General features: G+C 66.9%; 14 protein-coding genes and 1 pseudogene. 12 read left to right on the top strand and 3 right to left on the bottom strand.

The annotated features are described in order from the left end of the window. The first annotated feature begins 260 nt into the window (after nucleotides 1-260). The 7 genes from ACW9J6_RS31500 (at nucleotide 261) to ACW9J6_RS31470 (ending at nucleotide 7,460) form a co-directional block, all read left to right on the top strand. Nucleotides 261-1,211 carry an HNH endonuclease gene (locus ACW9J6_RS31500; protein ID WP_457120266.1) on the top strand — a complete coding sequence of 317 codons (951 nt, stop codon included), beginning with the start codon at nucleotides 261-263 and terminating at the stop codon, nucleotides 1,209-1,211. 292 nt (nucleotides 1,212-1,503) lie between these two features. Then, nucleotides 1,504-2,172 (top strand): hypothetical protein, encoded by a 669-nt coding sequence (locus ACW9J6_RS31495; protein WP_457120265.1) that lies wholly within the window; start codon nucleotides 1,504-1,506, stop codon nucleotides 2,170-2,172. Further along, on the top strand, nucleotides 2,169-3,530 hold the full coding sequence (locus ACW9J6_RS31490) for a hypothetical protein (RefSeq protein WP_457120264.1): 1,362 nt from the start codon (nucleotides 2,169-2,171) through the stop codon (nucleotides 3,528-3,530). Before ACW9J6_RS31495 ends, ACW9J6_RS31490 begins: the two co-directional genes overlap by 4 nt. Nucleotides 3,531-4,267: 737 nt before the next feature. Next, on the top strand, nucleotides 4,268-5,509 hold the full coding sequence (locus tag ACW9J6_RS31485; RefSeq protein WP_457120263.1) for a PGN_0703 family putative restriction endonuclease: 1,242 nt from the start codon (nucleotides 4,268-4,270) through the stop codon (nucleotides 5,507-5,509). 334 nt (nucleotides 5,510-5,843) lie between these two features. After that, nucleotides 5,844-6,365, top strand: coding sequence for a hypothetical protein (locus ACW9J6_RS31480; protein WP_457120262.1), 522 nt, complete (start codon nucleotides 5,844-5,846; stop codon nucleotides 6,363-6,365). A gap of 103 nt (nucleotides 6,366-6,468) precedes the next feature. After that, the gene (locus ACW9J6_RS31475) at nucleotides 6,469-6,639 is read left to right on the top strand and encodes a hypothetical protein (RefSeq protein ID WP_457120261.1); all 171 of its coding nucleotides are present in this window, start codon (nucleotides 6,469-6,471) and stop codon (nucleotides 6,637-6,639) included. A 317-nt stretch (nucleotides 6,640-6,956) separates the two neighbouring features. Continuing rightward, entirely contained in the window at nucleotides 6,957-7,460 is a 504-nt protein-coding gene (locus ACW9J6_RS31470; protein ID WP_457120260.1) for a hypothetical protein, read from the top strand. A gap of 374 nt (nucleotides 7,461-7,834) precedes the next feature. Here the strand turns inward: ACW9J6_RS31470 and arsH are convergent, their stop codons facing one another. After that, nucleotides 7,835-8,581: an arsenical resistance protein ArsH gene (arsH, locus tag ACW9J6_RS31465; RefSeq protein ID WP_457120259.1), complete on the bottom strand. Its 747-nt coding sequence runs from the start codon at nucleotides 8,579-8,581 to the stop codon at nucleotides 7,835-7,837. Nucleotides 8,582-8,631: 50 nt separating this feature from the next. Here arsH and ACW9J6_RS31460 point away from each other — a divergent pair, with 50 nt between their 5' ends. The 4 genes from ACW9J6_RS31460 to ACW9J6_RS31445 are packed head-to-tail and all read left to right on the top strand — an operon-like array spanning nucleotide 8,632 to nucleotide 11,687. Beyond that, a complete protein-coding gene (locus ACW9J6_RS31460) occupies nucleotides 8,632-8,991 on the top strand; it encodes an ArsR/SmtB family transcription factor (protein ID WP_457120258.1) in 360 nt (119 codons plus the stop codon). Then, complete coding sequence (gene arsC / locus ACW9J6_RS31455) at nucleotides 8,984-9,421, top strand: arsenate reductase (glutaredoxin) (protein ID WP_457120257.1); 438 nt, start codon at nucleotides 8,984-8,986, stop codon at nucleotides 9,419-9,421. The genes ACW9J6_RS31460 and arsC overlap by 8 nt, the downstream gene beginning before the upstream one ends. Nucleotides 9,422-9,427: 6 nt before the next feature. After that, nucleotides 9,428-10,495, top strand: coding sequence for an ACR3 family arsenite efflux transporter (gene arsB / locus ACW9J6_RS31450; RefSeq protein WP_457120256.1), 1,068 nt, complete (start codon nucleotides 9,428-9,430; stop codon nucleotides 10,493-10,495). Next, complete coding sequence (locus ACW9J6_RS31445) at nucleotides 10,485-11,687, top strand: MFS transporter (RefSeq protein ID WP_457120255.1); 1,203 nt, start codon at nucleotides 10,485-10,487, stop codon at nucleotides 11,685-11,687. The genes arsB and ACW9J6_RS31445 overlap by 11 nt, the downstream gene beginning before the upstream one ends. 125 nt (nucleotides 11,688-11,812) lie before the next feature. Here the strand turns inward: ACW9J6_RS31445 and ACW9J6_RS31440 are convergent, their stop codons facing one another. Together ACW9J6_RS31440 and ACW9J6_RS31435 are read right to left on the bottom strand one after the other, a co-directional pair. Continuing rightward, entirely contained in the window at nucleotides 11,813-11,983 is a 171-nt protein-coding gene (locus ACW9J6_RS31440; RefSeq protein ID WP_457120254.1) for a hypothetical protein, read from the bottom strand. A gap of 94 nt (nucleotides 11,984-12,077) precedes the next feature. Further along, a complete protein-coding gene (locus ACW9J6_RS31435) occupies nucleotides 12,078-12,533 on the bottom strand; it encodes a Cj0069 family protein (RefSeq protein ID WP_457120253.1) in 456 nt (151 codons plus the stop codon). A 6-nt stretch (nucleotides 12,534-12,539) separates the two neighbouring features. Here ACW9J6_RS31435 and ACW9J6_RS31430 point away from each other — a divergent pair. Continuing rightward, nucleotides 12,540-12,732 (top strand): annotated as a pseudogene (locus ACW9J6_RS31430) (DUF1236 domain-containing protein); the annotation flags it as partial. Nucleotides 12,733-12,737: the final 5 nt, after the last annotated feature.

Raw genomic sequence — 12,737 nt, 5'->3', positions numbered from 1 at the left:
GACAGGGCGGCAGGCACGGTTCCTCCTCGTGCACCTGAGGATTGATCTCCACCAGGTAACATCCACATAGGAGCGGGACCACGTCCAGCCAAGCGAAGCCATTTCTACCTGAACGATAAATGCTCTAGCGCCCGGCTGAAGGCCGATTTTGATAACGGCCGACACTACTACGACCTGCACGGTTCACCGGTTCGTCCGCCGCGCGGCGGAGCGCCGTCGCCTGACGCACTGCGCTGGCACCGCGAGGAGCGTTACCGCGGATGACAGCCGACCCGCTCACCGACGCGGCGATGCGCGCAGCCGCCGTCGAGCAGCTACAGCGCCGCGCGGTCGCAGGCGTGCTCACGTCGGACGACCTCGCGGCCGGCTTCACCTACGCGGGCGAGCGCGTACCGCTGATCAACCCGCAGCGCGGCATCTTCCGCCCCCGCGTGATGCGCCACCTGCTCAGCGTACGCGCAGTCTTCCCAAGCACGGGCCGGAAGATCTGGTACGACGACCAGCGGCAGGTTCACCGCCAGATTCTGGCCGGCGACGAAGTGGTGGATTACGCCTTCATGGTCGGCGGACCCAACATGCCGGAGAACCGTCACCTGCGCGAGGCGATGCGGGAAGCGGTGCCAATACTGTACTTTCTCGGGGTCGCACCAGGACGCTACACGCTGGTATACCCGACCTATGTCACCGACTGGTCGGCGGACGCGCTGACGGCGCGGCTCGCATTCGGAGCGCCAGCCGACGAGCTCGGGCTCAGAGAAGCAAAGGCCCCCCGGGACATACCGACGGCGGCAGAGCGGCGCTATGGCCTGCGGCTTGTGCGTCAGCGCTTACATCAGGCTACATTCCGCGAGGCAGTGCTGGCGGCCTACGGGGGACGATGCGCGATCTCGGGGCTGCCAGAACCGCGCCTGCTGGACGCTGCGCACATAGCACCGGACCGGGACGAGACACTCGGTCAGCCGATCGTGCCGAACGGTCTGCCACTATCCAAGGTGCACCATGCCGCGTTCGACGCCAACCTCATCGGCATCGATCCAGACTTCCGGGTACACGTCAGCCCGGAGCTCCTGGCGATTAATGACGGCCCAATGCTGGAACAGGGGATCAAGGCAATGGCGGGCCGCACAATACGACTACCTAACCGTCGCGCCGATCAACCAGATCGCGATCGCCTCAGCGTGCGGTTCGCTGACTTTCAGAGTCGAAGCTGACCCCTTCCGGATCTCCGAACCGCCCCTACCGAAGGACCGCATGGGGTGGATAGTCACCGTCGGATCGCTCCCGAAACGCAGACAGCCGGCTCAGCGCCCTTCTCCGCCGTCCAGGCGTGCTGATCAGCGCCGACGAAGCGGAGGCAGCGTGACAGGATTCGTCCGGAAGCGCCCTCACGGGGCGCGCCGAAGTCTCCGAGGTCGCTGGCATCAGCTCTACACTTGACCTTAGGCACGCGTCGGCCGCTTACCAGGCCATCGGACCTCGATCATCCAACGCACAAAGGCAACGATGCCAGGCTCACCAGAAGCAAGCTTCGCCAAGGCGGCCGCGAGGCTCAAACCGCCTTCTTCGGTCGCGTACTCGCAGGCGGACTGGGATGCCGCTTACGCGGCCTCCTCGAAGAGCGCATCAGACATCCGACTGTACGAGTCCGCCCGATGGGTGGCCGAGGAGGCGGCTGCGGCTCGCACCAAGTTCGCCAACCCGGTCGTCGCGGTACTCGGACCCAAGTGGGGCACAATCCTGGCCATCGCCGCCCACAACCGCGAGTACCGGACCGCGCTCGAACTCCAAGTAGACGCGTCGCGTTGGGCGCGCGACGCGGGCGTCATCGCCGCCGATACGCTGGCGAGCTTGCGCCTCAAAGGTGTCGGAGGGCAGCGCTTCACGGCCGCCGAGTTCACCCAGATGGGCGCCGATGCCACCGAGAGCTGGCTGCTCGACGCCATGGGCGCGCCGGCGGCAGACGATCCTAAAGGAGACCTCGCCCCAGTCGCCGTCTTGGCGACTCAGGCCTACACCTACAGGAAGTCCATCAACTCGCTCTGGAACAACGCCCGACACGCAGGATGGCACGTCAAGCTGGACGCATCCGGCGCCTCGCGCTGGGTGCCCGGAGATAGGGACCTTGAGAGCCTCGGCAGGCCTGGTCGACGCGGCAGGAGGCGAACCTTATGAATCTCCCCAACATCGACCGCACCTGCTGGCCCGTGCTCCAGCCCGCCCGGCGCCGCGCGCTCTCGCGGTTGCGAGGAGTCGTCGAGATCGTTCGGACCAAGCGCCACCCGAGATTCAAGGTCGCCGCACTTTCCTACCGATCTCGCAACATGCCCGCGTACAAGTACGAGAAGGGTGCATTGGAGGGTTCGTACCTCGCGGACTTCGTCGACGTGGACATGCCGGCGTACCCAGGTCTGACAGTCGCCCGACTGCTACTTGCCTGGCATGTCGCCTACGACATCGCGAAGCTCCTCACCAAGGCGGTGCCCTTGCCTTCGTCGCTGGACGCGCAGCAGGCCCGGGACCTGGCCCTGACGGTTCACCGCCCGGCGTTGTGCGAGGCGATCGAGAAGGCGCTGCAGATCGAAACGGTCCTGGCTGAGGCCATCATCCTTTTTCTGACGTTTCAGCCGCAGACGGGCGGCACCGCCAAGGCGAAGGGGAACCGGGGACTCTGGGCGGCGCCGCTGGTCGTAGTACCCGGTACCGACGAGATCGTCCTGCCCCTGTCCATCCTCGCGACCAGTAATCCGGCGAGGCGCGCCGAGGCCTGGCTCGAGAAAGGGGGGATCGACGACAGCAACCCCGTCGCGAATCGAGGTGACCGGTACGAGGAGTTGTACCGTGGCCGCATTGTCGACGCGATCGGGCGGAACGCGCTCATGAGGACCGCGGCCTGCGCGCAGCGCGAAATCAAGAAGTCGAAAGATTTTCCAGAACAGGTGGACCTGCTCGTCTCGTTCGGCGGCTTGTGCCTCGTGGCGGAAATCAAATTCTTCCTGATGCCCGTCGACGTGCACGAGCGCGAGCGGTACGACGAAAAACTCCGAAAGGCGGCCGAACAGGCCAAACGAAAGATGGAGGCGCTGCGGGCCAGGCCGGATGTCGTGGCGTCGGCGCTTGGCATCGACCTCGATGCCGCCAAGACGCTCAGGCTGCTCCCCCTTGTCGTGACGGCGCAGGGCTACGGGTTCTCCACCAAAGTCGACGACGTTTGGATCATGGAGGCCGAGTTCCTGCGGACGTACCTCTCCGGTGACGAGGTCGTGACCGGTCTGGCCATGGTGCCCGCGACTGGCAAATCCGTGCAACAGACGATCTCCTTCTACAACGGCGAGGGGTCCGCGGCGGCCAAGTTCGAGGAGACGATAGCCAAGCCCTACGTCCTCAAGCGTTTCCTCGACCGCGTGAAGTGGAAGGAAACCCCTTTTCCGGCCTTGTCCGGCCGCGAGACAGTCGTCGAGGCACCCACGCTTAACGACGTTTCCGGGTTCGAGCGCTTGCAAATAGAGGCAATGGCCGCGGAACTCGGTTGACGAAAATCAAGGACGGGATCAACGACGCCGTCTGATGCTCGGCAGCAGCCAGGCGAGAGACGGCCGCGGTCACGAGAAGCGCTCGGGTGGAGCTGCGGCCCTGCTCCTCTCAGCGTGACGCCGGCTCAGCGAAATGCACAGCCCGCCAAGGTCGACGCGGGGTGTTCGCTCATCCGCGACGACCGTGCGAAAGCAGTCGAGCGGGTTACGGCCAGGTCGGCCGACCTAGCTCAGTGAGCCTGCCCGTAAGCAGACGTTCTGAGGTTCGCAGATGGGTCAGGTGTAGTGGTTCAGCACCGACCAACCCAACGCCAGCTCATGGCGTATCCTATAAGCGATATTCATATGACGGCGCTTTGACGCACGAGACCGAGTACGACTCGGCCGTCGGACCCGCTATCTTCGGGAAAACATCAGCCAGACCAGGGACGAGGCGCACGCAGCCGGCCGAGTGGCGGCAGTGGTGCACTACCTGCGCCTACCACCCCTACACCGACACCCGCCGGCATGCCAGCCGTACCGCCACCGACATGGACGACGACGGCTGCGACCGCCCCCCTGGCGGACCAGCACCTCGACTGGTGACCACGCCGAAGCACCAGCGCAACCACGACTATGCGCACTGCCGGCGTGGCTCCCGACAACGCCGCGCCGTCCTCTTCGTCGTTCATCCCGCTGCCCCCTTCCGGGAAGCCCGGTCTAGCCGCCCCCCGCGGCCCTGACCCAGGATTCACCCGATGGACATCACTGCACACCTTCCTTCCGCCGCCGACCCCGACACCCTCGCAGCGGCCGCCCGCGCCGTACTTGACCCCTCCGGCCTCGGCCCGATCGACCGCGTGCCCCTCATTCCCGAGGCCGCCCGCCGCCGACACCGCGTCTTCGTGCCCACCGACCACCGCTTCAAGGCCGCCGCCCGTTTCCTCCAGGCGCTCTGGCGCGAGGACCGCGGCCTCGCGATGGGCACCTACGTCAACCGCCGTGAGCCGCATCGCCCCCGCCGCCTCGGCTCGCGCATCTCGACCGCAGCCGGCGCGCTCGGCGCCAACTTCCTTCATCCGGACATCGTCCCGGTCGTCACGCGCGCGCTGGCGTATCGCGAGCCGTGCGCGGCCTACGACATCGACCGCCTCAAGACCAACCTGCTGTCCTCCCAGCCGCTGGCCTTCAACCTGTTCGGCCCGCTCGCCCGCGACCTGCAACTCGCCACCCGCTTCGTCACGGAGTTCCTGCCGGGGACGGTAACGGAGGTCACGGACATGCTCTTCGAGCACAGCCCGGGCCGCGGCGACCCGCGCTTCACCGCCGACCGCACCGCCTACGACATCGTCTTGCGCGGCCGGAACGCGACCGGCGCACGCGGCCTGATCTGCATCGAGATCAAGTATAGCGAGCCTGGCCACGAGCCCGCGCCCCCACCCCACCCGCGGCACACACAGATCGCACACGCCACCCCAGGCCTGTTCGTGGACCCCGACGCCCCGACCCTGACAGGCGCCACCTGTCAGCAGTTCTTCCGCCAGCACTGCCTCGCGAGCGCCATGCTCACGGCCGGACTCGCGGACACAGCGACCCTGGTCTTCATCGCCCCCGCCCACAACCAGTCCGCGCACACCGCAGCGGCGACCTACCGGCGCCACCTCACGGACCCCCAGACGGGCCCGATACCGTTCGTGCCCACAACGCTGGAGCACGCATTCGCGGCTATGGCGACCGCCGGTCTCCCAGACCACGCCCGCGCCCTTCATCGACGTTACACCGACTGGTGGCTCGTCGACGGCGAACTCGACCTCGCCGCAGCGGCGGCGGTCGCTGTATCGGCCTCTCACGCCGTCACGCTGCCGTCGTCGGCAGTACCGGCTAAAGCTCGCGGCCCTAGGGGTAAGGCCTCACCATCAAACGGCGGCACAACGGTTCGTACGCCTCACGGGTCGCACCGCGCTCGCACCACAACGCCGGCGGCGGACATCGCTGCCTGATCACCCTTTAGCTGCTGTAAGCAGGCCACCGGAACCGACCGCATCTATTACTACTCTTTCCCCGGCGCGCGCGACGTGTCGGGGCACCTCACAAGACGATGCCCACCGACCTGCCACCAACATACGCGCTGGCACAGACTGGCCGCCCCCACTCTGCCAGCAGCCCGGCCGCGCAGCCGAATTAAGCTGACGTGCCGCCGATGCGGCCTCACAGACACGCACACCACGCAGTCTGTCTGTGTGTACGGCCGCGATGCCCAAAACTATATGACAGTAGTCGCCCCGCAAAACTGAAGTGCAAGGCGGCAACTCACTGTCACAAAGGAGCTATCTCGTGAGCAAGGATCCCATAATATCGCTGACCAAGATCGCCAAAAAGATCAAGGTGCATGACCACTACCTGGCCCGCCGCCTGGAGACCAAAGCCGACGACGCATACCGCACGTGGCGCGACCCGAACTCCTTCCTGCGCTGGTTCGTGCCGCCAGAGCTGAGTGTCGTCTCCTACGAACACGACGAGGAACAGAACAAGATCGTTCTTGAGAACAATCTCGGACACGAGATCGGATACCGCCTCCGCTACAACCGCGACGAGCCAAACTCCATCATCCAGCTCAGTGGCGGCCTGTACTTCGACGACCAGCGCGAAGGCGAAAACGAGGCGACCTTCACCGTCAAGTTCGACGAACTCACCGAGCTGTGCGACGTGCTCGGCGAAGAGACAAAGGTCACGTTCGTCCAACTGCTCATCCGCCATCCCACTGTCTCGGCCTGGTACAGCGCTGACGGCTGCGGCCTTCACAAGCAATGGACGTCCGCATTTGAGCGTTACGTCGCGCGCGCCGAAGCGCGCTGATTCCAAGGCGGGGCGAGGCCATGGGCGACTCGCCCCGCGCTCAATGGTTGTCTACGGCGTGGCCGACTATCGCGACGCGACTTGCGCTGGAGAGCGAGCCCCCGTGGCGGACCCCGCTCACGGTAAGGTCAAGCATCACGCTGCCAACCAGATCCCCGTGCGGGAGGACAGGGTCGGGGCGTACCTCGAACGCGACTTTCTGCTGCGCATGCGCGGCGAACGGGACGGCCAAGTCAACCTGATCTCAGCCGTTGAAATCGTGCGGGAGGACTGATCAGTTCCGGGTTGAGGGCGACCTAGCCCTCATCTTGGGGGCGCGGACACGGTCCACTCAGCTGCTGTGCGCCAAACAACCGAGTCGCAACGCTTGATAGCTTCGTAGAAGCGGTGCGAAGGTGCTCTGTAGCAAATCAAGCCAATCTTGTTTAAACTATTTCCGTCGATCGACAGCGCCGCACCAGCTTCGGCAGCAAGAATCACTTATCCCACCTCCACTTCTGCACCTGCCGACGGCAGGCACCACTTCCCTGGTTCCCATACCAACTCGCTGCACAGCACTGGTGCGGCGTCCCTCCCACAGGACGCCACGCGATGTTCACGCACCACACCGATCCCGCTCCCTCCGTCAGCTCGCTCACCACAAGCCGCCGAGTCGACGTCACACCGTACGCGCTCGAACACGCCCTTGAGGCTGCATTTCTGTCCACGCGCAAACCGGAGGGCGTGAGCCGACACCCGATCGTAATCGATCTCAAGTTCGGCACCCAAGGTCGAGGCGCGATCACCTTCTGCTGCCAAGAAACGAGCACCAGCGAACGTCGGCCTCTTCGAGCGCAACGCCGATCATACTGGGAGCTGACAGTCGCGACGGAGGGTGACGGGCGCACTCGCGGAGAGACTAGAACTCCCGCCTTTGCGCTGACCGTGGCTCTGACGCCGCTCCTTCATCCAGGGCGGCCCTTAGCAACCCGCATCGGCATGTCCCTCCACCTCGTTCATGAACCCTGGTGGCCAGCCGACCTGACCGACACGCTCGCAAGCCTCGCCAACACCTGGCATCGCTGCATCGCGGAACGCACGCAATCGACGGCTTGAGCTAGCCGGGAGCGGTACGCGCGCCACCGCGACCAGCCAAGGCGGCACATCGACGAAATCGCGCCCCTCTACGCCCTGCCAAGTGCCTGAAACTTGGCACGTCTGACCGCGCGACTTCTGCCAACATGCCGCCTCGGCCGCACCCAACGACCTGTAGCTCACCCCCACCCGGAGCCGGCCGAGAAGGACTACGGCGCCCGGATCCTTGAGCGGCTCACCGAGGTCGGGAGCCAACTCGACCCCTTCCGGGCCGGTGAGTTCTGGAACCGCATCATACAGGAGATAGTCGAGCTCCTGGTCGAGCGGAGCCCCCCTAACGCCGACGGAGATCCTGCCAGAGCTCCGGACCTGGACGACCCGGACGGACGACGGCGTCAGCGCCTCGCGAACCCGATGTCGGTGGCGACCGCCTTCAGGCGCTCCGGCTCTCGCTCCTTCCTCTCGGAGTAGCGGTCGACGAGGTACTCGGCCCGGCCGCGGGTCAGCAGGGTGAACTTCATCAGCTCCTCGCAGACATCCACCACCCGGTCGTAGAGCGGCCCCGACCGCATGCGGCCGGCATCGTCGAACTCCTTGTAGGCCATCGGCACCGACGACTGGTTCGGGATGGTCACCATCCGCATCCAGCGCCCGAGCACCCGCAGACTGTTGACCGCGTTGAAGCTCTGTGACCCGCCCGAAACCTGCATCACCGCGAGCGTTCGCCCCTGGGTCGGGCGCACCGAGCCCTCGCTGAGCGGCAGCCAGTCGACCTGCGCCTTCATCACCCCGGTGAGGTTGCCGTGCCGCTCGGGGCTGACCCAGACCTGCCCCTCAGACCAGATCGAGAGTTGCCTCAGCTCCTGCACCTTCGGGTGGTCGGCCGTCGCATCGTCGGGCAGCGGTAGGCCATGCGCGTGGAAGAGGCGCACCTCGCCGCCCATCGCCTCCAGCAAGCGGGCGGCCTCGCAGGCGAGGAAGCGGCTGAAAGACCGGTCCCGGAGCGACCCGTAGAGAATCAGGAAGCGGGGCGCGTGCGCCAACGGCGCCGACGCTTCCACCCGCTCGGGGGTCGGCATCTCGAAGTGCGTTTCGGAGAGGTTCGGCATCCCGTCGGCGAACGGCTGCTGGGGCTTGTCCACGCTGCGATCATCCCATATTATTCAACAAACGTTGAATTGATGGATCATCTATGGACGAACGGCAAGCCCTCGCCGCCTTCGCGGCCCTCGGCCAGGAGCACCGGCTTCGGGTCGTGCGCGCCCTCGTGACCGCCGGGCCGGACGGCCTTGCCGCCGGCGCGCTGGCGAGCGAGGTCGGTATTGCGAGCACCAACCTGTCCTTCCACCTGAAGGAGCTCTCCCATGCTGGGCTGATCACGTCCCGGCGCGAGGGCAAGTCGGTCATCTACAGCGCCGCCTACGCCGGTCTGTCCGGCCTGATCGCCTTCCTGATGCGCGACTGCTGTCAGGGCCGGCCCGAGGTCTGCGCCCCGGCCGTCGCTGCCCTGTCCGCCTGCGACTGCCCCACCGGAGACACCGCTCATGCCTGAGGCGTTCGACGTCGTCGTCTACCACAACCCCGCCTGCGGCACGTCCCGCAATACCCTGGCGATGATCCGCAATGCCGGCGTCGAGCCACACGTCGTCGAGTACCTCAAGACGCCCCCGAGCCGGACGCTTCTGATGCAACTGCTCGCCCGGGCCGGCCTCTCGGTCCGGGACGCACTGCGCGAGAAGGGCACGCCCTACGCCGAGCTCGGTCTCGCCGACCCAGCGCTGACTGACGACCAGCTCCTCGACGCCGTCGAGGCCCACCCGGTCCTGCTCAACCGCCCGCTGGTGGTGAGCCCGAAGGGCGTGCGCCTGTGCCGGCCGTCCGAGGCGGTGCTGGACCTGCTCCCCGCCCAGCAGGGCGAGTTCGTAAAGGAGGACGGCGAGCGCGTCGTCGACGAGCGCGGTCGCCGCTTCGCCATCGCCTGAGGCACCATGAGCACCTTCGAGCGCTACCTTACCCTGTGGGTCGCCCTCTGCATCGTGGCCGGCATCGCGCTCGGCCACGTCATGCCGGGCTTCTTCCACGCCGTCGGCGCCGCCGAGGTCGCCAAGGTGAACCTGCCGGTCGCCGTCCTGATCTGGCTCATGGTCATCCCCATGCTGCTCAAGATCGACTTCGCCTCGCTGCGGCACGTCGGCCGGCACTGGCGTGGCATCGGCGTGACGCTGTTCGTCAACTGGGCGGTGAAGCCCTTCTCGATGGCCGCGCTCGGCTGGCTTTTCATCGGCTACCTGTTCCGGCCCTACCTGCCGGCCGACCAAGTCGAAAGCTACATCGCCGGCCTAATCATACTAGCGGCAGCCCCCTGCACCGCCATGGTGTTTGTCTGGTCGAACCTGACCCGCGGCGAACCGCATTTCACCCTGAGCCAAGTGGCGCTCAACGACAGCATCATGGTGGTGGCCTTTGCCCCCATCGTCGGCCTGCTGCTCGGGCTCTCCGCGATCACGGTACCTTGGGGCACGCTGATGCTGTCAGTGGCGCTCTACATTGTCATCCCGGTGGTGGTCGCGCAGGTCGTGCGGCGGAGCCTCCTCGCCTCGGGCGGTCAAGCCTCCCTCGACCGGGTGCTCGCCAAACTCGGGCAGGTCTCGCTCGTCGCGCTGCTCGCGACCCTTGTGCTGCTGTTCGGCTTTCAAGGCGAGCAGATCCTGGCCCAGCCGGCGGTGATTGGCCTGCTGGCGGTACCCATCCTCATCCAAGTCTACTTCAATTCGGGGCTGGCCTACCTTCTGAACCGGATCGCTGGCGAGCAGCACTGCGTCGCCGGCCCGTCAGCGCTGATCGGTGCCTCGAACTTCTTCGAGCTTGCGGTGGCCGCGGCCATCAGCCTATTCGGCTTCAACTCGGGCGCGGCGCTAGCCACCGTGGTCGGCGTCCTCATTGAGGTGCCGGTCATGCTCTCGGTCGTGTGGATCGTGAACCGGAGCCAGGGCTGGTACGAGCGCGGGGCGGCGGGCAAGGGAGCGGTCATGAAGCCCGCCTCCCGTGAGGTCTGAGGTCCGCAACCGCCTCGTCGTCATCTCCGCCCTAGGCGTGGTGGAGATCCTCGCCTGGGGCTCGTCCTTCTACCTGCTGGCGGTGCTCGCCGGCCCCATCGCGGCGGATACCGGCTGGCCACTGGCCTGGGTGGTCGGTGGACTATCCATCGGCCTCCTGGTCGCCGCCCTGGCCTCGCCCCACGTGGGAATCCTTATCCACCGGCACGGGGGTCGCCCGGTCCTGGCATCCGCAGCCCTGCTGCTGGCGGCAGGCCACGTCGTGCTCAGCCTGTCGCCGAGCCTGCCGGTGTTCCTCGTCGGCTGGCTCCTCCTCGGTCTCGGCATGGGCTGCGGGCTTTACGATCCGGCCTTCGCCACTCTCGGTCGCCTCTACGGGGCCGAGGCGCGGCCAGCCATCACCACTCTGACGCTCTGGGGCGGGTTCGCCAGTACCGTCTGCTGGCCGCTCTCAGCCTTCCTCGTGGAGCAGGTCGGCTGGCGCCACGCCTGCCTGGCCTATGCCGCGTTACATCTCGCCGTGACCCTGCCGCTCGTGCTCGGCCTTATCCCGGGGGCGCCTGAGCCGGGGAACGTGCGAGGAGAGGGACACCACGCCGACGGTTCGTTGACGCCCCGCGAGCGCCGGGCCTACCTGCTGATGGCCGGCGTGCTGGTCCTAGGCGGCACCGTGATGACGCTGGTCTCGGTACACCTGATCACGCTGCTGCAGGCCCGTGGCGTCGCGCTCGCCGCAGCCGTCTCCTACGGCGCGCTGATCGGGCCGGCACAGGTCGGGGCCCGCATCGTCGAGATGGCGAACAAGGGTCGACACCACCCGCTCTGGACTCTGACCGTGGCCATGGTGCTGGTTGTCGTAGGGTTGGCCATCCTAGCGGCGGACGTGCCAGCAGTCGGCCTCGCTCTGGTCCTTTACGGCGCGGGCAACGGGATCTACTCCATCGCCCGGGGTACGGTGCCGCTCGCCCTGTTCGGCCCAGGCCGCTACCCGGTCCTAGTGGGCCGCCTGGCGCGGCCGGGATTGGTCGCACAGGCGCTCGCTCCCTCGCTCGGTGCCCTGGCCCTCGCCTACGGCGGCGCCGACGCTGCCTACGGCCTGCTGGCGGCGCTCGCGCTGGCGAACCTATGGTTGGCCATAACTTTGTGGGGCGCGCGGCCGGACGTCGTCGAGGGAAGCGGGGGGCTTGGCTGAAGGGAGCCTGCCCGCCGGCTTCAGAACAGGTTCAACGCGGTCCATGCAGTCTGGCGACATCTCGAATGGAGAGGGTCCGCCCGTGAAGCTCCGCGTCGCCGGTCTGATCGCTGCCACTCTCGTGCTCATACCACGGCGCGGCCTCCGCGCAGTGGTATGAGCACGGGCCGCAGCACTACAATCACCAACACCGGCACCATCACCGCCATCCTGGCCATGGCTACGGCCACGACTTCGAGCGGCACCGCCACCACGGCTACGACCGCCCTGTCCACTTCGAGTGCGGTGACCACCATCACCACCGCAGATACTGACGGCGTCGGCCGAATACCGAACGCGTGCCGCCGCCCGGTCGGGCGGCGAGCCGACTACCAAAGCATGCTCCGTCGATCAGCGGGCACGGGACCCAGTCAGCAGCCTCAGCGTCGTCGCGGCCAGGACGTCGTGCGCCTCCTCCGAGATAGGGTACACCGAGCTCGCATTGATCTCGCACAGCACGTAGCTGTCCTCACCAGCCGCGTCCTTCGTCCCGAGCAGGAAGTCGGCGTCCCAGACCACCGGCAGGTCATCCTCCCGCAATCCGAGCCGTGCCGCCATCTCGGGTATCCACTTCACCTCCATCAGGGCGCGCAACCTCTGAAAGCGCGCGTCCTCTGGCCCCGAGTAGAGACGGGGCGGTGCCCGCTCGTGATCAGGTGAAGCCAGGGCAGTGACGTACTGGGTGCCGAACCCCGCGACCCGCGTGCCACTCACGTAGCAGCGGACCATCCCCTCAAGATGCCGAGACTGAAAGGGCTGGTCGACAAGGGTGCCGCCAGCCGCGAAGTCGACGGCGCGCTCGGCCACAGGGCACGCTGCGCGGCTGAAGGGGCCGAGCGCGGGGCCGACGCGGCTGGTCCCGTCGGCGGGATCGTCGGAGGTGCAGTCCGTGCCGCGGCCGGCACCATCGGCGATCTCCTGGACGTCGACGACCGCCCCCCGCTTCCGCTCCTACGTTCGCGAGCGCGGCGTGCGGTCCTACAGCTGGGGAGGACCGGTGCAGGTCGACCG

The organism is Methylobacterium sp. JK268, assembly GCF_054052225.1.
Note: the sequence above shows the minus strand (reverse complement) of the source record. Positions and strands in the feature narration are given on the sequence as shown.